The organism is Streptomyces sp. NRRL F-5755 (genome assembly GCF_001279365.1).
In the GTDB taxonomy this organism is placed as follows: Bacteria; Actinomycetota; Actinomycetes; order Streptomycetales; family Streptomycetaceae; genus Streptomyces; species Streptomyces rimosus.
In genome coordinates this window covers 57517-83354 of sequence record NZ_LGCW01000081.1, presented here as the reverse complement: position 1 = coordinate 83354, position 25838 = coordinate 57517, and the positions used below count along the sequence as shown (strand labels likewise).

Sequence of the window (25838 nt, the reverse complement as noted above, 5' to 3'; positions counted from 1 at the left end):
GAGGGAGCGAGAAGCCGTGCGCCAGGGTTTACGGGCAGTGATGAGGGGGCGCTGTGTTGACGTCGGGGTGTGGGTGTGGGTGCGGGTGCGGTCGGGGGTCGGGGGTCGGGGTCTCAGTCGAACAGGTCCGGCTCGCTGCGGGCGATCTGCTGGTACAGGGGCTGGTAGTTGATCCACGCGACCAGGTCGTTGCCCAGCTGTTCCCGGGTGTGCACGGCGTTCTCGTGATCGATCAGTACGGGTTTGCCGGCGGCGCGCGCGGTCAGCTGCACCTGACAGGAACGTTCCATCGTGATGAACCACCAGGCCGCCGCGTCCACCGAGTCGCCGACCGTCAACAGGCCGTGGTTGCGCAGGATCACGGCCTTGTGCGGCCCGAGGGCGAGCGCGATGCGCCGCCCCTCCTCCTCGTCCACGACGACCCCGGTATAGGAATCGAAGAGGGCATGATCTTCGTAGAAGGCGCAGACGTCCTGGGTGATCGGGTCCAGCAGCTCGCCGAGGGTGGAGAGGGCGCGGCCGTACACGGAGTGGCTGTGCGCGGCGGCGACCACGTCCGGGCGGGCCTGGTGGACCTGCGAATGGATCGCGAACGCCGCCTGGTTGACGTGGTAGCGGCCCTCGACGACCTTGCCCTCGTGGTTGACGAGGATCAGGTCGCCGACCGTGATGTGCTTGAACGACATCCCGAAAGGATTCACCCAGAAGCAGTCGGTGAACTCCGGATCCCGCGCGGTGATGTGCCCCGCCACCCCCTCCTCGAACCCGAACCGCCCGAAGAGACGCAGCGCCGCCGCCAGACGCTCCTTACGGTGGCGCCGCTCCTCCTCGACGGTCGCGTGCTGCGGCGGCATGGCGAAACGGAGCTGGTCGGTGGGTATGGGGGTGGGCGGGGTGGGGTGGGGCATGGGCTTCCTCCTCGCGCGTGGGGCTTGGCTTGGCTGCGGCCCGGCTTGGCTTGAAGCGGAAGCTACCCGTGGGTAGTTGCGGTGACCAGGGGTGCGGCAGCAATTCCGAGTCACCGATCCGGGCCACCGATCCGGGTCACCGATCCGAGTCACCGACCGCGATAGGTGATCATCCGGTGCGGCTCGATCCGGGCCCAGGAGTGGGCGCTCCTGCGGTCCTCCCACGCCTCGCGCCCGTACGCGCCGATCAGAAAAGACTCCAGCCCGCGGTCCTCCGCCGGAAAGACCTCCGCCGCCCGGCCGTGCACCGTGATCTGCAGCCGCTCGCCGTCGATGACCGAGGCCGAGACGGCAGGGCGGGCACGGAGGTGACGGAAACGCAGGGAGCCCACGCCCGAGTAGAAGTACAGGCGGCCCCGGTAGAACAGCCCGTCGACGGGGCCGATCCGAGGCTCACCGCCGGATGTCGTCGTGGCCAGGGCCATGACGCGCATGGTCCCCATCTCGGCGACGACACCCTCGGCGTCCAGGCGGCGCTCGGCCGCGATGACGGAACGGAGGTACGGGCCCGCCGCGGCGTACGAGTCGTCGAGCAGGCGTTGCAGTCGCTTCATGTCCTCGGGCGTCTCATGCATGGCCTCACCCTGCCAGGCACCGCTCAACACCCCCAGCCCAACGTCTCTGCCGCTACGCGGTCTTGCCCTCCCCCACCCCACTCCCGCTCAGCTGCTGTACGCCGCGCAGCAGTGCCGAGTGGTCCAGGCCGCCGTCGCCGCGGGCCACGGCCGAGGCGACGAGCTGGGCCGCGGCGGCGCCCACGGGGATCGTGGCGCCGACGGTGCGGGCGGCGTCGGTGACGATGCCCATGTCCTTGTGGTGCAGCTCCAGCTTGAAGCCCGGCTCGAATTCCTGGTCGAGAAAGTTGGCCTTCTTACGGGTGAGCACGGCCGAACCCGCCAGGCCGCCGTTGAGGACATCGAGGGCGGCGGCGAGATCGACGCCCGACTTCTCCAGGAAGACGACGGCCTCGGCGCAAGCCTGGAGGTTCACGGCGACGATGAGCTGGTTGGCGGCCTTGACGGTCTGGCCGGCGCCGTGCGGACCGCACCGCACGATGGTGGTGCCCAGGGCCTCCAGGACCGGCCGGGCGGCGTCGAAGTCCTCCTGCTCCCCGCCCACCATGATCGAGAGCACGCCCTCGACGGCGCCCGCCTCGCCGCCGGAGACCGGTGCGTCCAGCACGCGCACGCCCTTCTCGGCCGCGGCGGCGGCCAGCTCGACGGAGGTCCGCGGGGTGATCGAGGACATGTCGATCAACAGGGTGCCGGGGCGGACGTTCTCCAGGATGCCGTCGGGCCCGTACGCGACCGCCTCGACCTGCGGGGACGCGGGCACCATGGTGATGACGACCTCGGCGTCGCGCACAGCCCCGGCGATCGTCGCCGCTTCCGCCCCACCGGCCGCCACCAGCGCCTCCGTCCGCCCGGGACTGCGGTTCCAGCCGGTCACCGCGTGGCCGGCCTGGGCGAGGTTGACGGCCATCGGGCTGCCCATGATGCCGAGGCCGATGAAGGCGATGATGCTCATTGCGCGACACTCCTCGCTTGTTTCCGCATGACGGATTTCATAAACCGCTATACGGAACTCATCATGGGAGGGTTGTCATCGCGCGTCAACGTTCACAGGCGGTCGATCTCGGTGAGGTCGATGGAGATACCGAAGGGGGCGTCGAGCTCCAGCTGCTCGCGGAAGGTGCCGACGGGGTGGTAGGTGCGCGTCGCCGGGCCGAGCGCGAACGCGTGCACCACCGGGTACATGTCCGGCCCGTCGTTCTCCACGCGCCAGAAGTGCGGGATGCCCGCGTCGGCGTACTTACGGGGCTTGGTGTCACGGTCCAGCGCCTGGGACTGCTGGAGGGCCACCTCCACGGCGAGCAGCACATCACGCGCGTGAAAACACAGCTGGTCCCGGCTCCGTGCGGCCGCCGCCTGGACGATCATGAGGTCCGGCTCGGGGGCGTTGCGCTTGTCGATCACCACCGTCATACGGCACCGCGCCGTCAACCCGGGCGGTACGGTGCGGCACAGCCCCGCCCGCAGCAGATCGATCACGAGGCCGTGGAAGGCGGTCTGCCGCCCCTGGGACAGCAGGCACCCGTCGATCAGTTCCACGTGCGCGGGGATGTCGGGCGGCGCCAGCAGGTCGTGGGTGGTGTAGCTGTCCGGGGCCCGGCGGGCCGGTGGGTGGTGGGGGGTGCCGGTGGTCATCGGCGGCGGTCGATCGCGGTGAGGTCGATGTCGATGGCGAAGGGCTCCGCGAGCTTGAGGCGGTTGTGGTGGATTCCCGTGGGGACGTAGGCCCTGGCCGCGGGGTCGAGTTCGTGGACGTACACCACCGGGAGCCCTTCGCTGCCCTCCTCGACCCGCCAGAAGTGCCGGATGCCGTGGGCGGCGTACATGCGGGGCTTTGTCTCGCGGTCGCGGTCGGCGGTGTCCTCCGAGACGATCTCGACCGCCAGCGTGACGTCCTGCGGGGCGAGGTGGGTCTGCTGCGCAGACATGTCCGCTCCGGGCCGGGTCACCAGGACGTCGGGCTCCGGATGGTTGCGCTCGTCCAGGGCTATGGCGAACTGACGGAGGACGTCGAAGGCATCGGGCGCCTGGGCCAGCAGAAGCCATTCCAGGAGCCGTGTGGCGCGCATGTGGAAGAGGGACTGCGGGGGCCTCGGGACGCGGGTGCCGTCGAGGAGTTCGTGGCGCGTGAGTGGGTCGGGGTGGGGCTCGGTGGGGGGCACGGGTGTTCGCATGCCTCAGTGTTGCCCGTGCGGCCGGGGCGCCTACCCCAAACGCCACAGCCGCCGCTCAAACTGATGAGCGACGGCTGTGGTGTTGACCTGGGGTGGGCCCTACGGAGGGGTTACCGGGGTCACTCCCACTCGATGGTGCCCGGGGGCTTGCTGGTGACGTCGAGGACGACGCGGTTCACCTCGGCGACCTCGTTGGTGATGCGGGTGGAGATGCGGGCCAGCACGTCGTACGGCATGCGGGTCCAGTCCGCGGTCATCGCGTCCTCGGAGGAGACCGGGCGCAGCACGACCGGGTGGCCGTAGGAGCGGCCGTCGCCCTGGACGCCGACGCTGCGGACGTCCGCGAGCAGGACCACCGGGCACTGCCAGATCTCGCGGTCCAGGCCGGCCGCGGTCAGCTCCTCGCGGGCGATGGCGTCGGCCTCGCGCAGGAGGTCGAGGCGCTCGCGCGTGACCTCGCCGACGATGCGGATGCCCAGGCCGGGGCCGGGGAAGGGCTGGCGCTGGACGATCTCGTCCGGCAGGCCCAGCTCGGTGCCGACGCGGCGGACCTCGTCCTTGAAGAGCTGGCGCAGCGGCTCGATGAGCTCGAACTCCAGGTCCTCGGGGAGGCCGCCGACGTTGTGGTGGGACTTGATGTTGGCGGTGCCGGTGCCGCCGCCGGACTCCACGATGTCCGGGTAGAGCGTGCCCTGGACCAGGAACTTCACGGGCTCGCCGGCCGCGCCGGACTCGGCGACGATCTCCGCCTGGGCCTGCTCGAAGACCCGGATGAACTCGCGGCCGATGATCTTCCGCTTCTCCTCCGGGTCGGAGACGCCGGCCAGCGCGTTCAGGAAGCGCTCGGAGGCGTCCACGACCTTCAGCTGGACGCCGGTGGCGGCCACGAAGTCCTTCTCGACCTGCTCGGTCTCGCCCTTGCGCATCAGGCCGTGGTCGACGTAGACGCAGGTCAGCTGGTCGCCGATGGCCTTCTGGACGAGGGCGGCGGCGACCGCGGAGTCCACGCCGCCGGACAGGCCGCAGATCGCCCGGGCGCTGCCGACCTGCTCACGGATGGCCGCGATCTGGTCGTCGACGACGTTGGAGGTGGTCCACACCGGCTCGATGCCCGCTCCCCGGTAGAGGAAGTGCTCAAGGACCTGCTGGCCGTGCGTCGAGTGCATCACCTCGGGGTGGTACTGGACGCCGTAGAGCTTCTTCTCGTCGTTCTCGAAGGCGGCGACCGGGACCATGTCGGTGGACGCGGTGACGGTGAAGCCCTCGGGCGCGGCGGAGCAGGCGTCGCCGTGCGACATCCACACGGGCTGCTCGGCCGGGGTGCCCTCGAAGAGGGTCGAGCCGGTCTTGGAGACGTGCAGGTCGGTACGGCCGTACTCGCGGGCGCCGGTGTTGTCGACCGTGCCGCCGAGGGTGGTGGCCATGAGCTGGAAGCCGTAGCACATGCCGAAGACCGGCACGCCGGCCTCGAACAGGGAGCGGTCCAGGCTGGGGGCGTCCTCGGCGTAGACCGACGACGGGCCGCCGGAGAGGATGATCGCCTTGGGGTTCTTGGCGAGCATCTCGGCCACCGGCATGGTGGACGGGACGATCTCGCTGTAGACCCGGGCTTCGCGTACGCGGCGGGCGATGAGCTGGGCGTACTGCGCGCCGAAGTCGACTACCAGGACGACGTCGGGGGCGGCAGCAGGTGACGCTGATGGCACTTCGGCGGCCTTCCGGCGGTGGTGGTGCAAGGGGTTGGACTTTCGATTCTAACGGGCTCATACTGAGCGCCATGTACAAGCAGCTGACCTTCGTCTTTACCTATGGCACCGGCCCGTCCGGCTGCCATGGTCGTGCTGCTTGATCAACTGACGAGCGACTTCCCAGGCGCCCCGGGCCGACAAGGCCCGGGGCGCTCTGTGTTTCACCGGAGCGGGCGGGGCCGAGGCGGTACGGACGGTGGCTGCGGGGGTCCGGAACCCCAGGAGTGACGGACATGAGCGGTATGAGCGGCGTCCAGGCTGTGAACGGTGGCAAGGCTGTGCACGGCGTCCAGGCCGTGACGGATCCGACGGGTACCCCGGTGACGGCGGCCCCGGCGGCCAAGGGCCCGGCGGCCCCCGCCAAGCCCCGGGCGACCACCGATACCGGCGCCCGCACCGAAGCCGCGGCCGGTGTGATCACCGATGCCCGGGCACGGATCGACGATCTCGACGGGCGGATCATCGGCCTCGTACAGGAACGGATGGCGGTCTCGGCCGTCATCCAGCGCGAGCGCATCGGCTCCGGCGGGCGCCGGGTGAACCTGTCGCGCGAGATGCAGATCCTGGAGCACTACAGGGGGCAGCTCGGCCGGCCCGGCACCGCGCTGGCCATGACGCTGCTGGAGCTGTGCCGCGGCCGCGTCTGAGGGGCGTACGGACCGGACGCGCGGACCGGCGTACGAGGCGCACGCGCACAGCGTACGGGCGCGCCCGGCGGACCGGCGACTCACCCGTACGGCGCCGTGACCGGCCCCCGCCGGGCTTCGTTGTTCCGGGTGCCACGCCAGCCAGGTGCGGTCTGCAGGACTACGCGTAGACGCCGCCCGTGGGCGGATCCGCCGGAGCGATGAGACGTCGGCCGACTTGGAGCGGCCCGCGTCGTGGGACCTCGCTGCGGTGTTGTGGCCGGTCAGCAGGGGACAGCAGCCCGGCCACATCCGATGGGGCGGCCGGTTCCGGGGACGCTTGGAGCCGGCCGCATCCGGTCGGAACGGTTGCGCCCCGGGCCGCCGGCGCGAAGGCGGCGGGCGACGCGACCGCGCGGGGCGCCCACCCCCCGGACAACGGGGCACCCTCCCCCGGACAACTTGAAAGCCTGCGGCGGCGCTTTCCCCGGCGCCGCCCCCTCGGCACCGACGCTGCCCTGACGCCGGCGCCGCAAGCCAAGGGCCCCGCAGCCGTCCGCCCCCTCGCGGACGGCGCCCCGGGGCCCTTCGCCGCGCCTCGCCCTCTGGTGGCGGGCGGCACTCCCGTGGTCAGTGGTGAATCCTCCGCGGTGAATTGTGCAACCTTTTCCGGTCATGGCCGGTCAGTATCTGCAATCGCCCGGCCACCCCGCGCCCCACCGCGACGGCCTGTCTCATGAACTCGTGCCGTGCTCATGGCACTTCGGTCCCGAGAGGTCTTCACGATGAAGCTCCGCCGCGCCCTGGCCGCCGTCTCCGCGACGGCCGCCATAGCCCCCGCCGCCCTGCTGGCGGCGCCCGCCGCGTACGCCACCGAAACGCCGGACCAGAGCCCGACGGCCACCGCGACCGGCACACCCGCCGCCACGCCGACGCCGGTCACGACCCCGTCCTCCACCTCCCCGGCGCCCGGCCCGGCCGACGAGAAGACACCACCCGCCGGGAAGACACCACCCGCCGGGAAAACTCCGACTACCGAGAAGACCCCTCCCGTCAAGAAGCCCGAGGCCGCCACGCCGACGGCCACCCCCAAGGCCACCCCGACCGACGAGATCGAGTGCGCCGACTACTCCAGCGAGCGGGCGGTCCGTACCGAACTCCGCGGCCTGCCCAGCAAGATCGTCGCCGGTTCCGGGTGGGTGGACTTCACCTTCCGCGCCACCAACATCTCCGGCAAGCACATCACGTCCGTGAGCGCCTTCGCGCTGGTCTATGCCCTGAAGGACCCGACCACCGATGACGTCTCGGACCACCTGACCTTCCAGTGGCTCGACGCCAGGACGGGGACTTGGAAGCGGGTACCCGCCGCTGAGGAGAACGACGGGTTCTTCGCTTCCCTCGGTGGCCGCGACGGGCTGCGCCCCGGTGAGTACGCGGAGGCCCGGCTGCGCCTGAAGGCGGACGCGAAGACGCCCGCCAGTTTCGGCGGCGCGGTCAGCGTGGGCTGGTACGCGAACGCGGACCACGAGTGCGGCTTCTCGGAGGCCATGGACTACGACTTCACCATCCTGCCCGCGGGCAGCGGCAAGCCGGGCACCCACGTACCGGACGCGCAGGGCAAGCCCGGCAAGCCCGGCCACCGCCCCAACCGCCCGGCGCCGCAGGGCGGTAAGAAGCAGCAGGTCCAGCTGCCGGTCACCGGGAAGCTGGCCGACACCGGCGCGTCCTCCGGGCTGCCGGCCCTGGCGCTGGCGGGCGGCGCGGCGGTCGCGCTCGGTGCGGGCACGGTGTTCGCCGTACGCCGCCGGAAGGGCGCCGACGCGGCCTGAGACGGGCGGGACGGGGCGAGGCGGGACAGGGCGGGGTTACTGGGACCGCGGCGGTACGGCCGGTACCGGCAGCAGCGGCAGCCGCAGGGCCGCGAACGCGTCCTCCGGGACGGCCGGATGGCGCGGTGCCACCGGGGACAGCCGCCGGTAGGGGCGGCCCGGCGCGGGGCGGGTGTCCTCCTCGCCCTTGTTCGGCCAGAAGGACATGGCGCGTTCGGCCTGTGCGGTGATGGTCAGCGACGGGTTGACGCCGAGGTTCGCGGAGACCGCGGAGCCGTCCACGACCGAGATGCCGGGGTGCCCGTACAGGCGGTGGTACGGGTCGATCACGCCGTGGTCCGCGTCCGCGCCGATCGGGCAGCCGCCCAGGAAGTGCGCGGTCAGCGGGGTGCCCATCAGCTCGCCGATGTTGCTGCCCGCGAAACCGTTGATCTCCTGGGCGAGCAGGGCGGCGGCCTCGGTGGCCTCCGGTATCTGCTGCGGGTTGGGCGCGCCATGGCCCTGGCGGGCGGTGAGCAGGCCCTTTCCGAGGCCGCCCGGTTTGCGGTACGTGGTCAGCGAGTTGTCCAGGGACTGCATGACCAGGCCGATGATGGTCCGCTCCGACCAGCGGCGGTTGGACAGGGAGCGCAGCAGCAGGAGCGGGTGGCGGGCGCAGTTGGCCGCCCAGGCGAGGGCGCGCGGCGCGCGCTTGGGGATCGGTACCTGGAGGACGGACAGACTGCCCATCGCGTTGGAGCCCTTGCCGTAGCGCACCGGCTCGATGTGGGTGTCGGCGTTGGGATGGACGGACGAGGTGATGGCGACGCCGCGGGTGAAGTCGGCCTTCGGCACGCCGTGGGCCTTGCGGTAGCGGCGGTCGTCGGTCTGCGCGCCCACCAGGGCCTCGGAGTTGGTGCGGGTCAGTTCGCCGAGGCGAGGGGAGATGAGCGGCAGCAGGCCGCTGTCCTTCATCTTGTGCAGGAGGGTCTGGGTGCCGTACGTACCCGCCGCGACGATCACCCGCCGGGCCGTGAACGTACGGCCGCGGCCCTTGCGCTTGTCGTCGGTGGGCAGCGTGCCGACGGCGAAGCCGCCGCGGGAATCCTCCGTGACGGTGACGACCGAGGTCATCGGGTGGATGACGGCGCCCGCCCGCTCGGCGAGGTGGAGGTAGTTCTCGGTGAGGGTGTTCTTGGCGCCGTGCCGGCAGCCGGTCATGCACTCGCCGCATTCGGTGCAGGCCCGGCGGGCGGGTCCGGCGCCGCCGAAGTACGGGTCGGGCACCTCGGTACCGGGGGCTGCCTTCGCCGTACCGTCGCTGTCCTCGCCGTCCCCGAAGAAGACGCCGACCGGGGCGAGGTGGAAGGTGTCGCCGGCGCCCATCTTCTCGGCGGCGGCCTTCAGGTGGACGTCCGAGGGGGTCATGGTCGGGTTCAGGCGGACGCCGAGCATGCGCCGCGCCTGGTCGTAGTACGGCTTCAGCTCGTCCTGCCAGTCGGTGATGTGCCCCCACTGCCGGTCCTCGAAGAACTGCTTCGGCGGTACGTAGAGGGTGTTGGCGTAGTTGAGCGAGCCGCCGCCGACCCCGGCGCCGGCCAGCACCATGACGTTGCCGAGCAGGTGGACGCGCTGGATGCCGTAGCAGCCGAGGGCCGGGGCCCACAGGTAGTTCTTCAGGTCCCAGGAGCTCTTGGGCAGGGTGGCGCGGGTGAAGCGGCGCCCGGCCTCCAGGACGCCGACGCGGTAGCCCTTCTCGGTCAGGCGGAGCGCGGAGACGGAGCCGCCGAAGCCGGAGCCGATCACGAGGACGTCGTAGTCGTAGCCGCCCGCCTCGGACGGGTCGTGCTGATTGCGGGCAGGGTTGTCCTGGGGCACTGGCACTCCCTCGGTCTCGGCGGGCCCTCGGCCCGGGTCTCGGCGCGGGCGGATCAGCACGGGCGGATCAGCGCATACGGAGCGCCTTCAGCACGCGCAGGCTGCGGGTCATGAACGCCGCGTACTTCTCGTCGTCCATGCCGAACGACGGGGCGAGCGGCATCAGGCGCTGGTGGGCGACGGTCTGCGCCTCGGTGTACTTGAGGATGCCCTCCGAGCCGTGCCGGCGGCCGAGGCCGGAGTCGCCCATGCCGCCCATCGGGGACTGGACGCTGCCGTAGCCCGCGGCGTACGCCTCGTTGACGTTGACCGTGCCGGTGCGCAGGCGCGCGGCGACGGCCCGGCCGCGGCGGCCGTCCTCGGTCCAGACGCTGGAGTTCAGACCGTACGGGGTGGCGTTGGCGCGGGCGACCGCCTCGTCCTCGTCGCGGAAGCGGTAGACGGAGACGACCGGGCCGAACGTCTCCTCCTCGCACACGGCCATGGGGGGCTCGACGCCGTCGAGGATGGTGGGCTCGTAGAACAGCGGGCCGATGTCGGGGCGGGGGCGGCCCCCGGCGACGAGTTTCGCGCCCTTGGCGACGGCCTCGTCCACGTGCCGGGTGACGGTCTCCAGCTGCCGCTCGCCGACGAGCGAGCCCATGTCGGCGCCGTAGGCGAGGGCGTTGCCCAGGCGCAGTGCCTTCGTGCGGGCGGCGAAGCGCTCCACGAAGGCGTCGGCTATGGACTCGTGGACGTACAGCCGCTCTATGGAGATGCACAGCTGGCCCGCGGAGGAGAAGCAGCCGCGTACGGCGCCCGCCGCGGCCTTGTCGATGTCGGCGTCGTGCAGCACCAGCATGGCGTTCTTGCCGCCGAGTTCGAGGGAGACGCCGACCAGGCGGGCGGCGGCGCCCTGGGCGACCTCGCGGCCGGTGCGGGTGGAGCCGGTGAAGGAGACGTAGTCGGCGTGCTCGACGACCTCTGGGCCGATGACCGGGCCGTCACCGAGGACGACCTGCCAGACCTCCGGCGGCAGCCCGGCCTCGACGAGCTGCTCACGGGCCCACAGGGCGGTCAGCGCGGTCTCCGTGTCGGGCTTCATGACGACGGCGTTGCCCGCGGCGAAGGCGGGCAGCGCGTCGCCGACGGACAGCTCGAAGGGGTAGTTCCAGGGAGCGATCTGGCCGACGACGCCGCGGGGGTGGCGCAGTTCGGTGACCTTGGTGAGGGCCGGTACGACACCGGTGTGGCCGCGGGGGCGCAGATACGCGGGGGCCTTGCGGCCGTAGTGGCGGGCGGCGACGGCGACGGCCTGGATCTCCTCGTGGGCGTGCAGCCGGGCCTTGCCGGTCTCCAGCTGGATCAGGTCCAGGACCTCGGCCTGGCGGCGCAGGACGAGGTCGTGGAAGCGCAGCAGGACGGCCGCGCGCTGCCGTACGGGGACCTCGGCCCAGGCGCGCTGCGCCGCACGGGCGCGCTCGAAGGCGGTCGCCACGTCCTCGGGGGTGGACTCGGGCAGGTCCGCCAGCTTCTCGCCGGTGAACGGCGTGTGGTTGGCGGTACGGCCGCTGCCGGTGACGCCGCGGGCGAGGCGGGCGGCCAGGTGCGGCGTGACCACGTCGGCGGCGGTACGGGTGCCGGCGGCGGCGCGGGCGACGGGGTTGCCGTCCGAGGGAGCGTCGGCGGAAACGGTGCCGGCGGGTGCGGAGGAGCGGGTTCCGGTGTCCTGCGAGTCCGTCATGCGGGCGAGCGTATGACGCGCCGGACGCTTTGGGTACCCACCGGTAACGAGTTTTCGCGCGGTACGCACCATCGCGCCAGCGTTTGCTGGCCACGAGGGGGTTGTCCTGCGGGGTTGTGGGATGCGACGGAGCGGGCGACCGGTCCCGGGACGGACCAGGCGACCGGTGTCCGGGCGAGCCCCGCCGCCCTCGGGTGCCCCGGCTCTTCGGACACTCCATACCGCCCGGACCGGCCGCCGTCCGGTGACAGGTGCGGTCCGGAAGTAGAGGCGGGCGAGGAGGAGACGGGCGGGGACGGCGTACGGGAGGTGCCCGAACGTTCCTGCGAGGGGTGGGACCGGGTGGGCCCGGGGTCGCCGTCCTTCCCGTCCCCGTCCCCGCCCCTGCGGACCAGCGCCGCGATGCCGAGCCCCGCGCCCGCCAGCACGCACACGGCCACGCCCACGATGAACGCGGTGCGCCCGCGCCCGGTGTGCGGGCGGGCCGCGGCGGCGAGCGCGCGGTCCGCTATGGCGTCCGGTATCGGGACGCCGTGCGTACGGCCCGGTTCATGGGCGGGCGACGGGCGTTCGGGTGCGGGTGACGGAGGCGGCGGCGTCTCGGGGGCGCGGCCCGACTGGAGGTAGCCGCGCAGCAGCCGCTCGGTGGCGATGACGTCCAGGCGCCGGGCCGGATCGCGTTCCAGGAGGCCGCGGACCACGGCCAGGAGGGGGCGGGCCGGTTCGGGCAGTTCGATCTCGTCGTGCATGACCGCGCTCAGCACGCCGCCCAGCGAATCCCGGCGGAACGGCGTCTCCCCGCTGAGCGCCGCGCACAGCAGCACACCCACCGACCACAGGTCCGCGGCCGGGCCCGCGGGGCGGCCGGCCATCCGCTCGGGCGCGGTGTACTCCGGCGAGCCGACGAAGCCGCCGGACTCGGTCAGCGTCGTACTGCCGGGAACCTTGGCGACCCCGAAGTCGGTGAGGACGACCCGGCCGGTGCCCTCCTCCAGCAGGACGTTGGCGGGCTTGATGTCGCGGTGCAGCACGCCGAGAGCATGCGATGCCCTGAGGGCGCCCAGCAAAGCCAGGCCGATACGGGCCGCTTCGCGGGGCGCGAGCGGGCCGCCGCCGATGAGCCGGTCCGCGAGGGACTGGCCGTCGACCAGCTCCATGACGATCCAGGCGCGGCCGTCCTGTGCGACGACGTCGTGCACGACGATCACGTTCGGGTGCCTGATCCGTGCGACGGTCCGGGCCTCGCGCACCGCCCGCTCCCGCTGGGCCGCGGCGTCGGGGCCGCCGGTACGGGTAACGCCGCCCCGCTCGCCCGGGCCGCCGGGCTCCTCGGCGACGTGCAGAACCTTCACGGCGACCTGACGGGCCAGCAGTTCGTCGGTGGCGCGCCAGACCGTGCCCATGCCGCCGCGGCCGAGCCGTTCGCCCAGGCGGTAGCGGCCGGCGATGAGCCGGCCCTCGCCCCCGAAGCTCCCCATGGGGTCATCTTGCCCCACCTGCGGTGGTCCGGCGCCGGTGCCGCGAGCGGCGGACGGTGCACCCGGGGTACAGGGGGCGGGAGCACACGATTGCGGCGCGCCCCCGTGGGCAGAGGGTGAGGAGCCCGGCCGTACGGAGAGCGGCCGGTGCCGCGGTACCGGACACGGACCGTGCCCCACGACACACGGAAGGGAACCTCCGCCGCCTGTGTCGCCGTCCTTGAAACAGTGAGGCGGCAGCGGCACAGGGCAGCGGTGACCGGGCAGCGAACAGTGGGCAGTCGGCAGCACACGGGCCGGCGCGGGTGAGCACGGCGCGGCGGATCGGGGGTCGGACATGGTGATGCAGGACGGTGGTGCGGTGGACGTCCGGCCCGGCCCCGACCCCGGGCGGGCGGCGCCCGGGCACGCGCGCGCATACCGTACGGCGGGAGCCGCCCTCGCCGTCTACGGAGGCGCGCTGACCGCCTGGACGGTCTACGGGATCGTCCAGGGCGACGGCAGCGTGTGGGACTTCTTCGAAGGGCTCTTCAACCCGCGCGCCTCCTTCTTCATGTGGACGCTCGGGCCCGGCGAATGGGCGCTGGTCGTCGCGCTGCTGGCGGTCGCGGCCGGCGCGCTGGCGCTGCGGCGGGTGGCGCGGACGGGCGCGCTGCTGCTCGGCTGGGTGATCCTGGCCCAGTCCGGGCGCGAGATCGTCGGCCTGTGCCACGCGGGCTACCGGCAGGTGTACGCCACCGAGGCGCTCGGCGGCTGGGTGCTGGCGACCCGGGCCCTGGGCCTGGTGGCGGCGCTGGTCGTGGTCGTCGCGCTGCTGCCCGCCGTGGAGCGGACGGCCGGGGGCGCGGAGACGGCGCGCGCGGGAGCGCGCGACGGTCTCCGGCCCGCCGTGACAAAACGGTCGTGCGCCGACGCCGACTCCTGGTGGCGGCGCCGGCTCTCCCGTATCTGCGGGGTGCTCTTCCTGGGGATGGCCGCGCTGCGGCTCGCCTGGACGGTGTGGGGCATGTCCGAAGAGCGCATCGACATGGGCACCTACCTGCGCAGCGCGCTGGACGGCGCCGCCGCCGGCGCCGTCCAGCTGTCCCACTCCAGCGAGTTCACCACGCTGTCGTCGGTGGTGGTCCTGCTGGTGCTGGGCGTGCTCGCGGTCCGCAGCAACCGTGATGTGCGCGGAGCGCTCCTGGTGTTCGCCGCCGTGGAGCTGTACCTGACCGTGCGGACCGTGGTGCTGCTGACCGTCACCGGCTTCTTCGGCGGCCCGTTCATCACCGGTGAGAGCACGCTGTCGCTGGTGATGACCGCGTACGAGCTGGCCGCCACGACCTCCGTGGTGGTCCTGGCGACCGGCCGGTCGTTCAGTGCGTACGGCTCCTACGAGGACCGGCTCAGCGGCCCGTGTGCCGGTGGAACCCGTCGATCATGGCCTGACGGCCGGGCAGGTTGAACTCCCTGCCCAGCGTGCGCATGATCGAGTTGTCGGTGGGCCGGTAGAGGCCGCGCGGGTAGTAGCCGCCGCCCTCGAAGGCGCCGACCTTGCCGCCGTCCGGCGAGTTCCGGCCCAGGTAGCGGTACCACTTCGCCTTCTTGGCCTTCATCTCCGCGACGCTCATCTTGGTGATGTTGGGCGCGCTCGGCTCGGCGCCGGTGTACGTGCCGTTGGTGTCGTAGACGTACTCGTCGGCCAGCTTGCCGAGCGAGTGACCGGTCTCGTGGACCGCCACCTGCGCGGAGTCGGGGTGGTCCGAGGAGGCGGTGGCGATGCCGTCGTAGCCGACCGGCGAGGTGATGTCGTTGTAGCCGGCGCCGCCGTACTTGCGGGAGTTGGAGAGCACGATGACCAGGTCGGCGTCCGGGGCCTTGCCCGCGTACGACTCGACCTTGCCGGTGTCCACGCACAGCAGCCGCTCGATGCCGTCGCACCAGAAGTGCGAGTCCAGCGCGGTGTCCTTGACCACGTCCTTGCCCGGGTCGCCGGAGACACCGGACTGGTTGGAGACCGCGTCCACCGTCCAGACGTTGAACAGCTTGCGGTTCGAGGCGTACGGCTCGACCTTGGAGATCTGCGCCCACTTCGCCTTGGCGTCGGCGTGGAAGTCCTTCTGCTGGGCGAGGGTGTAGCCGTCGCCGATGAAGACGACGTCGACCTTCTTGCCGGTGGCGCCGTTGCGGATGACCGAGGTCACGTCGCCGTCGGCGGCAAGCCCGGCGGCGGACGGGGCGCGGTGGGCGTCGGCCAGGCGCTTGGGGGTGGCCACCGGGACGGTGGTGTGGCGCGGGTGGCCGTCGGGGGCGAAGTACTCGACCTGCTGGGTACGGGAGGCCGCGGGCGGCGCGGACGCGGGCGCCGCGGAGTCCGCGGGAGAAGCCGAGGCGGTGGCGGCGAGGCCGCTGACGAGCGCGAGACCGGCCGCCGCGGCGGTCAGGCGCAGCCGCTTACGGCCGCGGCCGGCTATTCGGGCGCGTATGCCCGCGGGTGCCGAAGAGTCGGAAGGGATGGGGGAACGCCGGGGTCTGTGCTGCACGGAAAGCCTCCGGTGAGATGCCGAGCCGTGCCCCGAAGGGCCGTGCTCCGAGGGGGGTTGGGCCCGCGGAACGCCGTACGGAACGGCGCGCGGCGGACCGCGCACAACCTAGAGGCGGCGGTTACGGGAGGCAACGGGTGGGGGGCAAGTTGTCCCGGAGGTGAGCAAAATCCCGTCGCGGGCGACGGATCACGGGCGGTGCGCCGCAGGGACCCGGAGGCGGATCCGAGGACGTACGAGCGACGGCCGCCGTGTGTGGGGGTCGCGGCGGCCGTCCGAGCCCGTACCGAACGCCCGGGCCGGGCTTCCGGCGCAGGCTCTCACTGTGAGCTGCACCGCGTGGTCGGCTTGTGGCCCCCTCGGTGGTGCAGCATGAAAGGCACTCTGCCCGCGGGCGCCACCTCACGGCATCCTCCGCAGGTCGTGCACCGACCCCCGCCGTCCGGCGGGGGTGCCGGCACGCGAGCGGCGGGCAGGCCCGAGGACGGCGGAGCAGGAAGGGGCGGCCGGTGATCCGTGTCGCGGTGGTGGACGACGAGCGGCTGGTCAGATCCGGACTGCGGATGATCCTGGGCACCGCCCCGGACATCGAGCTGGTCGCGGACTGCGGCGGCGCCGAGGCCGTGGACGCGGTGCTGGACAACGCGGCGGACGTCGTCCTGCTCGACATCCGGATGCCGGACGTGGACGGGCTGACCGTACTGCGCCGGCTGCGCGCCGCCCCCGAACCGCCCGCGGTGGCCATGCTGACGACGTTCGACGCGCAGGAGTACCTGACCGCGGCGCTGCGCGAGGGCGCGGCCGGATTCCTGCTCAAGGACTCCGACCCCGAGCAACTCGTACGGGCCGTACGGACGCTGGCCGGGGGCGGCAGCGTGCTGGACCCGGGCGTCACCCGGGCCGTGATCGGCGGCTACCTCACCGCCGAGGACCAGACCGCGGCGGCCCGCGCCGTACGGGCCCTGACGCCGCGGGAGTCGGAAGTGCTGGCCCTGCTGGGCGAGGGCCTGGGCAACGCGCAGATCGCGGAGCGGATGGGGCTCGCGCCGAGCACGGTCAAGGACCATGTACGGGCGCTGCTGGGCAAGCTGGGCGGGCTCAACCGCGTCCAGGCGGCGATCCTCGCCGACCGCGCCGGGCTGGTCGCGGGCGGGCCCCGGTGAAGCGGCCCGGCGGATTCCGCGGCTTCCCCGGCTTCTCCGGTTTCCCCGGCTTTCCCGGCTCCTTCGGTACCCCCGGCTTGCCCGGGGGCGTACGCCGGGCCGTGTCCCTCGCCGTGCCGGTGCTGCTGTCCATGGTGGACGCCTTCCTCGTCAACGGCCTCGACATGGGCCTGGAACTGGGCGTCTCCCTGGTGGCCGCCGCCGCGCTGCTGCTGCGGCGCCGGCTGCCGCTCACCGTCTTCCTGTTCACGCTCCCCGGCCTGTACATCGGCTACATATGGTTCGCGCCGATGATCGCCCTGTACACGCTCGCCGTGGTCCGGGCGGGCCGCGTCCGGCTCGGCGCCTGCGCCGTCCTGCTGATCGCCGCGCACTTCCTGCCGTACCCGATCTCGGACCTCGACCCGGGCGCGGACCGCGAGAACATCCAGGTGCTGATCGACGCGACGGTCACCTCGGCCGCGCCCATCGCGCTGGGCCTGCTGGTGCGCACCCGCCGCGAACTCGCCGAGCGGATCGCCGACCTGACGCACAGCCTGCGCCGCGAGGACCGGCTGATTGCGGAACGGGTCCTGGCGACCGAGCGCGCCCGGCTGGCCCGGGAGATGCACGACGTGGTCGCCCACCAGGTCAGCCTGATCAGCCTCCAGGCCGGGGCGGTGCAGGTGAGCGCTGAGAAGGAGGCGGTGCGGGAGTCGGCCCGTACGATCCGCGAGCTGTCCGTGCGGACGCTGGAGGAGCTGCGGCACATGGTCGGCATCCTGCGGGCGGCCGGCGGCGGCGCCGCGGACGTCCGGGAGCTGGCGCCGCAGCCGGACCTCGCCGAACTGCCGCGGCTGATCAAAATGAGCGCGCTGGACGTCGATTACGAACACGAGGTGCCGGACGGCGCGTGCGGCGCGAAGGCCGTGGAGCGGGCGGCGTTCCGTACGGTGCAGGAGGCGCTGACGAACGTACGCAAGCATGCGCCGGGGGCGCGGGTGCGGGTTCGGGTCGCAGCGGTACGCGACGGGCAGGCGACCGACGGAGACGGCGGGCCGGGGGCGCCGCGTGGCCTGCGGGTGGAGGTGCGCAACGGGCCGCCGGACGCCTCGGCGCCCGCCCCGGCGCTCCCGGGCGGCGGCCACGGCCTGGTCGGCCTGCGCGAACGTGCCCAGAGTCTGGGTGGACTGCTGGAAGCGGGGCACACGCCGGACGGAGGGTTTCTGGTGCGGGCGGAATTCCCGGGCGGGGTGGGTTGAGGCCGAGGGTGGCGGAAGGGCGAGTGGTGGCGTTTTGCCGGTTTTCTACTTCTCTTCGCGCATGGCGGTTTACGGGATGTCGACACACCACGCGCGTGACAAGAAGTGACCGTCGCGCGACTTACCGCGACGCGGGAGAAAAAGCCGGTTCCGCCCTTGCGGACCCTGGCGGAGATCTACGCGGAAAGCGGCGACGCCGCCTCGTCCACCGCCGTGCTGAGGTCCGGGTAGACCTCGAAGAGGCGGCGTACACCGAGGGCCGAGAGCACCCGGTTGACGTGCGAGCCGTCCACCGCGCCCTGCGCCGGGAGGATCAGCCGCAGCCGCCCCTGGCAGGACCGCATCAGCCGGCGGGCGGCGATCAGCACGCCGACGCCGCTGGAGTCGCAGAAGCGGACCTCGGAGAGGTCGAGGACCAGGCTGCGGCGGCCGTCGGCGACCGCGTCGTGCACGTGCTGGCGCACCGCGGGCGATGTGACCAGGTCCATCTCGCCGGAGACCTGCAGGACGGCCCAGCGGCCCTGCTCACCTTCTGCCACCTTCAACGACACGCGCTCGAAGCCTTTCGCTCGCTTGCGGACGGACACTTCCCGGAACCAACCGGAATGCGCCCTTCCCGCCTCGACTGCCCGGCCGTTCTCCCCTGAAACTCATCAGAATTGTTTGCGCAACGGGCCGTTCCTCTCCAAGGCTATGCCCAGTCAGAGCGGAACTTTCTCCTGGAACCGGTCACACACGCATAACACATCGGCAGATACAGAAGCGAACGGTCACGCTTCGATCCGCGACGAGCGGGCATTACCACCAAAAGTGACCGTCTCCATACCATCCGTCAGTCGCCCGCAGGGCGGGTTTGCCGCAAAGGGGCGTCAATGTCGGACCGGCGCACTACATTCGGTGGCACGGTGGAGTGCGGTGCCGTGCCGGGGCACGGTGGCGGCGAAGGATGGGGGCCGGATGGGACATGACGCACCACCGCGCTGGGACAGGCGGATGCAGCAGCGGCTGGCGCGGGGCGAGGCGGCCGCGCTCGGCGAGCTGTACGACCGCTTCGCTTCGCTTGTGCACAGCCTTGCCCGCCGGGTGCTGGGGGACGAGACCGCCGCCGACCGCATCACCCGTGAAGTCTTCGGCTACATCTGGGAGAACCCCGACTCCTACGACCCCAAGCAGGGCTCGCTGCGCTCCTGGGTGGCCCAGCTCGCCCACCGCCAGTCCGTCCACCGGCTGCGCCAGGCCGAGGCCGCCGCGGCCCTGGACCGCGGCGCAAACGCCCCCGAACCCGCCGAGACGGAGCGCCAGATCCGCGAAGCGTCCACCGCCGCCCGCGCCGACTACATCGTCACGTCCATGCCCGCCCCGCTGCGCGCCGCGCTGGAACTGGCGTACTTCCAGCGCCGTGACTACCGCCAGACCGCCGCCGACCTGGGCGTCACCGAGGACGAGGCCCGGCGCCGGCTCCGCCTGGGCCTGCAACTGCTCTCCACCGCGCACAACCACCGGACGCTGCCGCCCGCCCAGCCCGCCGAGCCCCCGCCGCGCGGCCCCAAATACGGACGGCAGCTGTGAACGGCCAAGAGGGGTGGGACCGGTACGACCCGCGGGAGCCGGGCGGCCCGCACGACGGGCAGGGCCCGGGCGGCCCGCAGGGGCCGGGCTCCGGCGGCCCGTCCCGCTCCGGCGGCCGGCCGCGCATCCCGTCCCCGCGCAGCGCCGCCGAGGACAGCGGACCGCTGCCCGACGCGACACCGCCCACCGCGCCGGGCGTCCGCACGGACACGGCGGATACGACGGCCACGGCGAACGCGGCGGACCGGTCCCCGGACGCCGCCGCCCCCGAGCCTCCCCCGCACCGGGTCCTGAAGTCGCTGCTCGGCGCCTGGGCCCTGGCCGCCTGCTCCGCCGAGGAGACGGCCGCCGTCGAGGCGCACCTCACGGACTGCGCCGCCTGCGCGGACGAGGCCCTGCGCCTGCGCGACGCGGTCGGCCTGCTGCACCCCGCCGACCCCCTCGACCTGGACCCGCTGCTGCGCTCACGCGTCCTGGAGGGCTGCCTCGGGCGGCGCCCCGCCCGTATCCCGGTGCCCGAGTGGGCGGCGCCGTACGACGCCGAGACGGCGAAGCTGGACGCACTGCTCAGCGACATGGGCGAGGCGGAGTGGCGGGCGCCGGTGCGGCTGCGCTGGTTCAAGGGCGAGCGCCCGGCCGAGCGGCGCACCACCGTCGCCGGGGTCATCGGGCATCTGATGGCCGTGGACGGCCTGGTCGCCACCGCTCTCGGGCTGGCCGACCCGCTGGGCGCCGCGGCCCCGCACGGCCCGGCCGGGCCCGCCGACCGTACGGAAGCGTGCTGGCAGGCGATGGCCGACGGCCGCAGCCCGCACGCCACCCGCAACCCGTGGCGCGACCAGAGCCACACCCTGATCCGCACGGTGTCCTTCGCCGGCCTCGGGGTCACCGAACTGGCCGTCCCGTACGGGTCCGTCCGGCTGCCGCTGCGCGACTCCTTGCTGGACCGCGCCTTCGAGTGCTGGGTGCACGCGGGCGACATCGCCGAGGCGGTGGACTATCCGTACGAACCCCCGGTGGCCGGGCACCTGCACCAGATGGTCGACCTGGCGGCCCGGCTGCTGCCCGACGTGCTGGCCGGCCGGCGCCGGGCCGGGCTGGCGACGCCGCCGCAGTGCCTGGTCGAGGCGGGCGCGCCCGGCCGCACGCTGCACCTGGAGGTGGAGGGCACCGGCGGCGGCCACTGGTACATAGCCCTGGACTCACCGGCCGCGCTCGGCACCCCCGACCGCACGGTCGCGCACATCGCGCTGGACAGCATCGAGTTCTGCCAGCTGGCGGCCGGACACGTACCGCCCCAGGAAGCGGCCGCCGGGCAGCACGGCGAGCAGGACGCGATCCGCGACGTGCTGTTCGCCACGGCTTCGCTCTCGCGGCTGTGAGGACGCCGGTGACCGCGGCCACCGGCGTACGGACTACGCGAAGACGACGGTGCGCGTGCCGTTGAGCAGGACGCGGCGCTCGCTGTGCCACTTCACGGCGCGTGCCAGGGCCTGGCACTCCACGTCCCGGCCGACGGCCACCAGCTGGTCCGGGGTGACGTCGTGCCCGACGCGCTCGACCTCCTGCTCGATGATCGGGCCCTCGTCGAGGTCCGCCGTCACGTAGTGCGCGGTGGCGCCGATGAGCTTGACGCCGCGGGCGTGCGCCTGGTGGTAGGGCTTGGCGCCCTTGAAGCTCGGCAGGAACGAGTGGTGGATGTTGATGATCCGCCCGGACAGCGCCTTGCACAGGTCGTCGGAGAGCACCTGCATGTAGCGGGCCAGCACGACCAGCTCGACGTTCTCCTCGCGCACCAGCTCCAGCAGCCGCGCCTCGGCGGCGGCCTTGGTGTCCTTGGTGACCGGGATGTGGTGGAAGGGGATGTCGTACGAGCCGACCAGCTCGGCGAAGTCGGTGTGGTTGGAGACCACGGCCGCGATCTCGACCGGCAGCGCGCCGATCCGGGAGCGGAAGAGCAGGTCGTTGAGGCAGTGCCCGAACTTGGACACCATCAGCACGACGCGCATCTTCTCGTCGGCCCGGTGGATCTGCCAGTCCATCTGGAAGGAGTCGCCGACCGCGGCGAAGCTGGCGCGCAGCTTCTCCACGCTGACCGTGGCGTCCGCGCTGAAGTGGACCCGCATGAAGAAGAGACCGGTGTCGTGGTCCCCGAACTGCTGGCTGTCCTCGATGTTGCACCCGGTCATGAACAGGTAGCTGGACACCGCGTGCACGATGCCCTGCTTGTCCGGGCAGGAGAGGGTGAGGACGTACTGGTCGGGGGTACCGGGCTGCGAGGCGCTCATGACCTCATAGGGTCGCACATCCGCGGCGGTGCTCCGTCCCGTCGCCCCTGAGCGGCCTCTCAGACCGACGCCTGCGTCATGATCGCCAGGACCTCCAGCGAGTGCGGCGGCACGTCCGGGTCCTCGCCGTCCGCCGTCGCCATCCGTACGTGCGCGTCGCGCGCGGCCCGTACGGCCTCGGCCCAGCCGTGGTGCTCCAGGTAGGCGGTCACCGGGGCGTCCGGGCCGACCTGGTGCATGATCCGCAGGACCCGCAGCACGGCGACGTCCACGAGGGCCGCCTCCTGGGAGTCGCGGAAGATCGTGCCGACGTACTTCTCGGCGGACCAGTTGTCCAGCCAGGTGTCCTCGACGAGCCGGTAGACGGCGTCGGTGACGTCTCCGTACCCCGGGCGGCCGGCCAGCCAGGTCTCCCGCTGGAAGACGGGGTCGGAGAGCATGTGCAGCGCGGAGCGCACATTGCTGCGCCAGCGCCACCACGGCATGTCGTTGAGCGGCATGGCGCCCATGGTGGTCGAGCGACGGCCGCGACGGGAAGACTTCTCCGAACCTTGCACAGTATTCGATCGTACGTTCTCGGCCGGTGATCATCCGAGGACCCCCGGAGTTCACCCGGCCGTCACTATCCGGTCAACCGTCGTCACTCACGCGTTCCGGACGAACCGGAATGCTCCGGCCACATGACCGGACGGCGACGCCCCTCCCCCCGCCCCTTCCCCCGCGCCTCCACAGCCGCCACGGCTGTCACGGCCTGCACGGCGGCCCTGGCGTCACTGCTCGCGGCCTGCGGCTCCCTCCCCGGGACCGCCGGAGAACCCGGGGAGAAGGAGCCGCTCACGGTGATGACCTGGGCGCCGGTGGACACCAAGGCGACCAATATGCCGGGAATGCCCGCCATGGCGCAGGCGTACGCGCGCTGGGTCAACTCCCACGGCGGGCTCGACGGCCACCAGCTGAAGGTCCTGACCTGCAACGACCGCAACGATTCGGTGGGCGCCGCGCGGTGCGCGCAGCGGGCGGTCGACGCGAAGGCGATCGCGGTCGTCGGCTCGTACAGCCAGTTCGGCCGCTCGTTCATCTCGCCGTTGGAGATCCACGGCATCCCCTACATCGGCGGCTACGGCATCTCCGACGAGGAGTTCGCCAGCCCTCTGTCCTACCCCGTCAACGGCGGGCAGGCGTCGCTCCTGGCGGGCAACGGGCGCCAGTTGGCGAGCGTCTGCGAGCGGGTCTCGCTGGTGCGCCCGGACACCCTCCAGGGCGACCGGATGCCCGCGCTCCTGAACACCGGCCTGGCCGACGGCAGCCGCGCCGCCGCCCAGGACGTCCGCGCGCCCGAGGACGGCACCGACTACGACGACGCGGCCCGGCGCGCCCTGGACGCGGTGGGCGCCCCGCCCGGCGAATCGGGCGCGAAGGGGGCGGGCGGCTGTGTGACGGCCACCCTCGGCGAGCGCACCGACACCTTCTTCGACTCCTTCCGCCGCCTGCAGCCCGCCGGCTCCAAGGTGCGGATCGCCTCGGTGCTGGGCAGCGCCGGGCAGGCGCTGGTGGACCGTACGGGCGGCCGGTCCGGGCCGCTGGAGGGCGCGTACCTGACCGGCTGGTACCCGGTCGCGAGCGACCCGCGCTGGAACCCGATGCGCAAGGTCATCAACGACCACGCCTTCGGCGACAACCGCATCGACCCGGCCGACCCGGGCGTGCAGACCACCTGGATCGCCTACACGGTGCTGCGCTCGGTCATCGAGGAGCTCGGCGAGCAGGGCGCCGACGAGATCACTGCGCAGACCGTCCAGCAGACGCTGGACCGCGGCGACCGGGCCGTGGACACGGGCGGCCTGACCCCGAAACTGCGCTGGCGCTCCGGCGACATGCTCGCGGTACCGGGCTTCCCGCGCACAGTGAACGGCCTGGTGACGTATCAGGCCGTACGGGACGGCCGGCTTGTGGCCGCGAAGCAGGGCTTCGTGGACGTCACGAGGACGCTGGAGCGGCCACGGTCGGACGGCTGACGGCCGGTTCACGGGGGCCGGGCTTGTGGGCATCCGGGGCGGAAGTCCGGTTCGCGGGCGTACGGCTCGGTGCCCGGCCGGCGGGCGTCCGGCCGGAGCGGAGGCTCAGAGCTGTTCCGGGCGGCGTTCGGTCAGGCCGTACTTCTGCGCGATCGGGTTCCACAGCTTCGCCGCCTGCTGCTTGGCCTTCGTGGCCCGTCCGCTGGCCGCGTTGCCCTGGGCGGCCTCCTTGCCGCCGCGCGCCTTGCCCTTGGGGCAGCCCTTCTTGCCCTTCACCTGGCCCGCCCAGGCCGCGTAGTGGTTGTCGGCCGCTGCGGAGGACTTCCACGCCTCGTTGAGCGACGCGGTCAGGTCGCCGCTGCCGGGCAGCTTGTCGACGGTGAGCTGGGACAGGCGGCTGACCAGCTCGTTGCGCTGCGCGGCGGCGCCCCTGAGGTCCTTGGCGGCGTCGTCGAGGTTGTCGCACGACTTGATGCTGTTGACCGCGCCGATCACGGCGGAGCGGCTGTTGTTGCTGTCCTTCAGGAGCGCGTCGAGGTCCTTGGCCTGCGCGGCCACCGGGTCGGCGGACGGCGACTTCTCCTTGGCGCCCTGGTCGCCCTTGCCTGCCTCGTCACTCTTCCCCGCGCCGGGCGTCCCGCCGCTCTCCTGCTTGTTCTTGGCGGGGCCCTCCTCGCCGCCTCCGCTGAGCGCCCAGCCGACGCCCAGCCCGGCGCCCGCCAGGGCGACCACGGAGACGCCGATGATCACGGCGGGCGCCAGACGGCGGCGCTTGCCCTCCGGCTCGGGGCCCGGCTGCGGCGCGAACTGGTCGTACTGCTGGCGGCCGTGCGGCTGTTGACCGTACGGACCCGGCTGCTCCGCGTCGTCGAAGCGCGGCAGCGGCGCGGTCGCGTCCGGGATGTTGGCCGCGGCCGGGGCGGCCCCGGCGGGACCGGAGCGGAACAGGCCGTCGAACTCGGCCGGCGTCGCGCGGTCGCCTGGCGCGCCAGGCCGCGCGCCGAAGGGGGCGCCGGACGGCGCCGCGGGGGTCCCGCCGCCGACCGGCGGGATGAACTGGGTGGCCTCAACGTCCGGATCGGGCTGCGCGGGCCGCGCGTGCTGCGGCCCGCCCGGCTTGACCGGCCGCAGCTTACGGGTGGACTCGGCGGGCGATTCGGCGCGCGCGGCCCCGGCTTGCGGCGGCAGCGGCGCGGCGCCGGGCATCGGGCCGGGCTGCCCGTTTCCGCCCGTACGTCCGGACTGCCCGCCGACCGGGCGCAGCAGCGCCGTCGCTTCCGGATCGCCCGCAGCGGGCGGCATCGGCGCACCGGCCGGGCCGCCCGCCTGCGCGTCGAACGGCGGTATCAGCGCGGTCGCTTCCATGTCCGGGGACGGCGCCCGACCGCCCGGCTGGGCCTGGTGCGGTACGGGCGGCTGCGCCTGGGGAGGCAGCGGCATGGCGGACGGAGGCTGCTGCTGGAGCGGCGGCTGCGTTGCGGGAGCGGCTGGGGGCATGGGCGGCTGCTGGGCAGGGGGTTGTTGAGCTGGGGGCTGCTGGGCGTGCGGCTGCTGCTGGGCGGGGGGCTGTTGCTGAGCGGGGGGTTGCTGGGCGTACGCCTGCGGCTGCCCGTACGGCTGCTGCTGCGGCGGCGCGAACGGCTGCCCAGGAGCCTGCTGTCCAGGTGCCTGCTGCCCAGGCATCTGCTGCCCAGGCGCCTGCTGCCCGCCGGGCGGCTGGCCCTGGCCGGGCGGGTTCTGGGGCGGCTGTCCCCCCGGCGCGGCTTGCTGACCGGGGCCCCACGGCTGCCCCCAGGGCCGGCCCGCTGGCGGTGCGGCCTGCTGGCCGGGGGCCCACGGATCACCGTGCGCGGGCAGCACAACGCCCTCTCGCGCGGGCTCGCCCGCCGCATTGTGCGGGTCGTTGCCCTGTCCGCTCTGCGTCACCGGGACTCCTACGATCAGCTGACTTACGGAAGCGTCGGTCACGCTACCGGGTCGCTGTCGCGTTCGACCATGTCCCCTGGTCACCGCCCCCCGGGGGTGCGGAGGGAGGCTCCGGGCGGGCCGTGGCGGCCCGCCC

Annotated in this window: 22 protein-coding genes; 8 read left to right on the top strand and 14 right to left on the bottom strand. The window is 72.9% G+C overall.

Annotated elements, in window-relative coordinates:
• Positions 1-113: 113 nt before the first annotated feature.
• From ADK86_RS11460 to guaA, 6 genes are all read right to left on the bottom strand, one after another.
• Positions 114-908 carry a class II aldolase/adducin family protein gene (locus ADK86_RS11460; protein WP_053696482.1) on the bottom strand — a complete coding sequence of 265 codons (795 nt, stop codon included), beginning with the start codon at positions 906-908 and terminating at the stop codon, positions 114-116.
• Positions 909-1057: 149 nt separating this feature from the next.
• On the bottom strand, positions 1058-1543 hold the full coding sequence (locus tag ADK86_RS11455) for a pyridoxamine 5'-phosphate oxidase family protein (protein WP_053696481.1): 486 nt from the start codon (positions 1541-1543) through the stop codon (positions 1058-1060).
• 52 nt (positions 1544-1595) lie between these two features.
• Complete coding sequence (locus tag ADK86_RS11450) at positions 1596-2495, bottom strand: 2-hydroxy-3-oxopropionate reductase (protein ID WP_053696480.1); 900 nt, start codon at positions 2493-2495, stop codon at positions 1596-1598.
• Positions 2496-2587: 92 nt separating this feature from the next.
• Complete coding sequence (locus ADK86_RS11445; protein ID WP_053696479.1) at positions 2588-3175, bottom strand: Uma2 family endonuclease; 588 nt, start codon at positions 3173-3175, stop codon at positions 2588-2590.
• A complete protein-coding gene (locus ADK86_RS11440; protein ID WP_078951997.1) occupies positions 3172-3714 on the bottom strand; it encodes a Uma2 family endonuclease in 543 nt (180 codons plus the stop codon). The genes ADK86_RS11445 and ADK86_RS11440 overlap by 4 nt, the downstream gene beginning before the upstream one ends.
• 119 nt (positions 3715-3833) lie before the next feature.
• Entirely contained in the window at positions 3834-5420 is a 1587-nt protein-coding gene (gene guaA / locus ADK86_RS11435) for a glutamine-hydrolyzing GMP synthase (protein ID WP_053696499.1), read from the bottom strand.
• Positions 5421-5704: 284 nt separating this feature from the next.
• Here guaA and ADK86_RS11430 point away from each other — a divergent pair, with 284 nt between their 5' ends.
• Positions 5705-6109: a chorismate mutase gene (locus tag ADK86_RS11430; protein WP_420718840.1), complete on the top strand. Its 405-nt coding sequence runs from the start codon at positions 5705-5707 to the stop codon at positions 6107-6109.
• Positions 6110-6873: 764 nt separating this feature from the next.
• Entirely contained in the window at positions 6874-7917 is a 1044-nt protein-coding gene (locus ADK86_RS43065; protein WP_053696477.1) for an LPXTG cell wall anchor domain-containing protein, read from the top strand.
• A 36-nt stretch (positions 7918-7953) separates the two neighbouring features.
• Here the strand turns inward: ADK86_RS43065 and ADK86_RS11420 are convergent, their stop codons facing one another.
• The 3 genes from ADK86_RS11420 to ADK86_RS11410 form a co-directional block, all read right to left on the bottom strand.
• Positions 7954-9774 (bottom strand): GMC family oxidoreductase, encoded by a 1821-nt coding sequence (locus ADK86_RS11420; RefSeq protein ID WP_053696476.1) that lies wholly within the window; start codon positions 9772-9774, stop codon positions 7954-7956.
• A 67-nt stretch (positions 9775-9841) separates the two neighbouring features.
• Positions 9842-11497, bottom strand: a complete 1656-nt coding sequence (locus ADK86_RS11415; RefSeq protein WP_053696475.1) for a succinic semialdehyde dehydrogenase — start codon at positions 11495-11497, stop codon at positions 9842-9844.
• Positions 11494-12975: a serine/threonine-protein kinase gene (locus ADK86_RS11410; protein WP_053696474.1), complete on the bottom strand. Its 1482-nt coding sequence runs from the start codon at positions 12973-12975 to the stop codon at positions 11494-11496. The genes ADK86_RS11415 and ADK86_RS11410 overlap by 4 nt, the downstream gene beginning before the upstream one ends.
• Before the next feature lie 337 nt (positions 12976-13312).
• Between ADK86_RS11410 and ADK86_RS11405 the strand changes: the two genes are divergently transcribed.
• Positions 13313-14422: a hypothetical protein gene (locus tag ADK86_RS11405; RefSeq protein ID WP_053696473.1), complete on the top strand. Its 1110-nt coding sequence runs from the start codon at positions 13313-13315 to the stop codon at positions 14420-14422.
• Here ADK86_RS11405 and ADK86_RS11400 read toward each other — a convergent pair.
• The gene (locus ADK86_RS11400; protein ID WP_053696472.1) at positions 14364-15500 is read right to left on the bottom strand and encodes a M64 family metallopeptidase; all 1137 of its coding nucleotides are present in this window, start codon (positions 15498-15500) and stop codon (positions 14364-14366) included. The genes ADK86_RS11405 and ADK86_RS11400 overlap by 59 nt on opposite strands.
• A gap of 509 nt (positions 15501-16009) precedes the next feature.
• Between ADK86_RS11400 and ADK86_RS11395 the strand changes: the two genes are divergently transcribed.
• Both ADK86_RS11395 and ADK86_RS11390 read left to right on the top strand, forming a co-directional pair.
• Entirely contained in the window at positions 16010-16663 is a 654-nt protein-coding gene (locus ADK86_RS11395) for a response regulator (RefSeq protein ID WP_053696471.1), read from the top strand.
• Positions 16660-17904 (top strand): histidine kinase, encoded by a 1245-nt coding sequence (locus ADK86_RS11390; RefSeq protein ID WP_078951996.1) that lies wholly within the window; start codon positions 16660-16662, stop codon positions 17902-17904. Before ADK86_RS11395 ends, ADK86_RS11390 begins: the two co-directional genes overlap by 4 nt.
• A 176-nt stretch (positions 17905-18080) precedes the next feature.
• Here ADK86_RS11390 and ADK86_RS11385 read toward each other — a convergent pair whose 3' ends face one another.
• Positions 18081-18455: an STAS domain-containing protein gene (locus tag ADK86_RS11385; RefSeq protein WP_053696496.1), complete on the bottom strand. Its 375-nt coding sequence runs from the start codon at positions 18453-18455 to the stop codon at positions 18081-18083.
• A gap of 406 nt (positions 18456-18861) precedes the next feature.
• Here ADK86_RS11385 and ADK86_RS11380 point away from each other — a divergent pair, with 406 nt between their 5' ends.
• Both ADK86_RS11380 and ADK86_RS11375 read left to right on the top strand, forming a co-directional pair.
• Positions 18862-19473, top strand: a complete 612-nt coding sequence (locus ADK86_RS11380; RefSeq protein ID WP_050506872.1) for a sigma-70 family RNA polymerase sigma factor — start codon at positions 18862-18864, stop codon at positions 19471-19473.
• On the top strand, positions 19470-20855 hold the full coding sequence (locus tag ADK86_RS11375; RefSeq protein WP_053696470.1) for a zf-HC2 domain-containing protein: 1386 nt from the start codon (positions 19470-19472) through the stop codon (positions 20853-20855). The genes ADK86_RS11380 and ADK86_RS11375 overlap by 4 nt, the downstream gene beginning before the upstream one ends.
• 33 nt (positions 20856-20888) lie before the next feature.
• On the opposite strand, the gene purU is transcribed toward ADK86_RS11375, so the two are convergent.
• Together purU and ADK86_RS11365 are read right to left on the bottom strand one after the other, a co-directional pair.
• Complete coding sequence (gene purU / locus ADK86_RS11370) at positions 20889-21761, bottom strand: formyltetrahydrofolate deformylase (RefSeq protein ID WP_053696469.1); 873 nt, start codon at positions 21759-21761, stop codon at positions 20889-20891.
• A gap of 59 nt (positions 21762-21820) precedes the next feature.
• A complete protein-coding gene (locus ADK86_RS11365; RefSeq protein ID WP_234345803.1) occupies positions 21821-22261 on the bottom strand; it encodes an SCO4402 family protein in 441 nt (146 codons plus the stop codon).
• 180 nt (positions 22262-22441) lie between these two features.
• Here ADK86_RS11365 and ADK86_RS11360 point away from each other — a divergent pair, with 180 nt between their 5' ends.
• Positions 22442-23776, top strand: a complete 1335-nt coding sequence (locus ADK86_RS11360) for an ABC transporter substrate-binding protein (protein WP_053696467.1) — start codon at positions 22442-22444, stop codon at positions 23774-23776.
• A 105-nt stretch (positions 23777-23881) separates the two neighbouring features.
• Here ADK86_RS11360 and ADK86_RS11355 read toward each other — a convergent pair whose 3' ends face one another.
• Positions 23882-25702 (bottom strand): hypothetical protein, encoded by a 1821-nt coding sequence (locus ADK86_RS11355; RefSeq protein ID WP_234345802.1) that lies wholly within the window; start codon positions 25700-25702, stop codon positions 23882-23884.
• Positions 25703-25838: the final 136 nt, after the last annotated feature.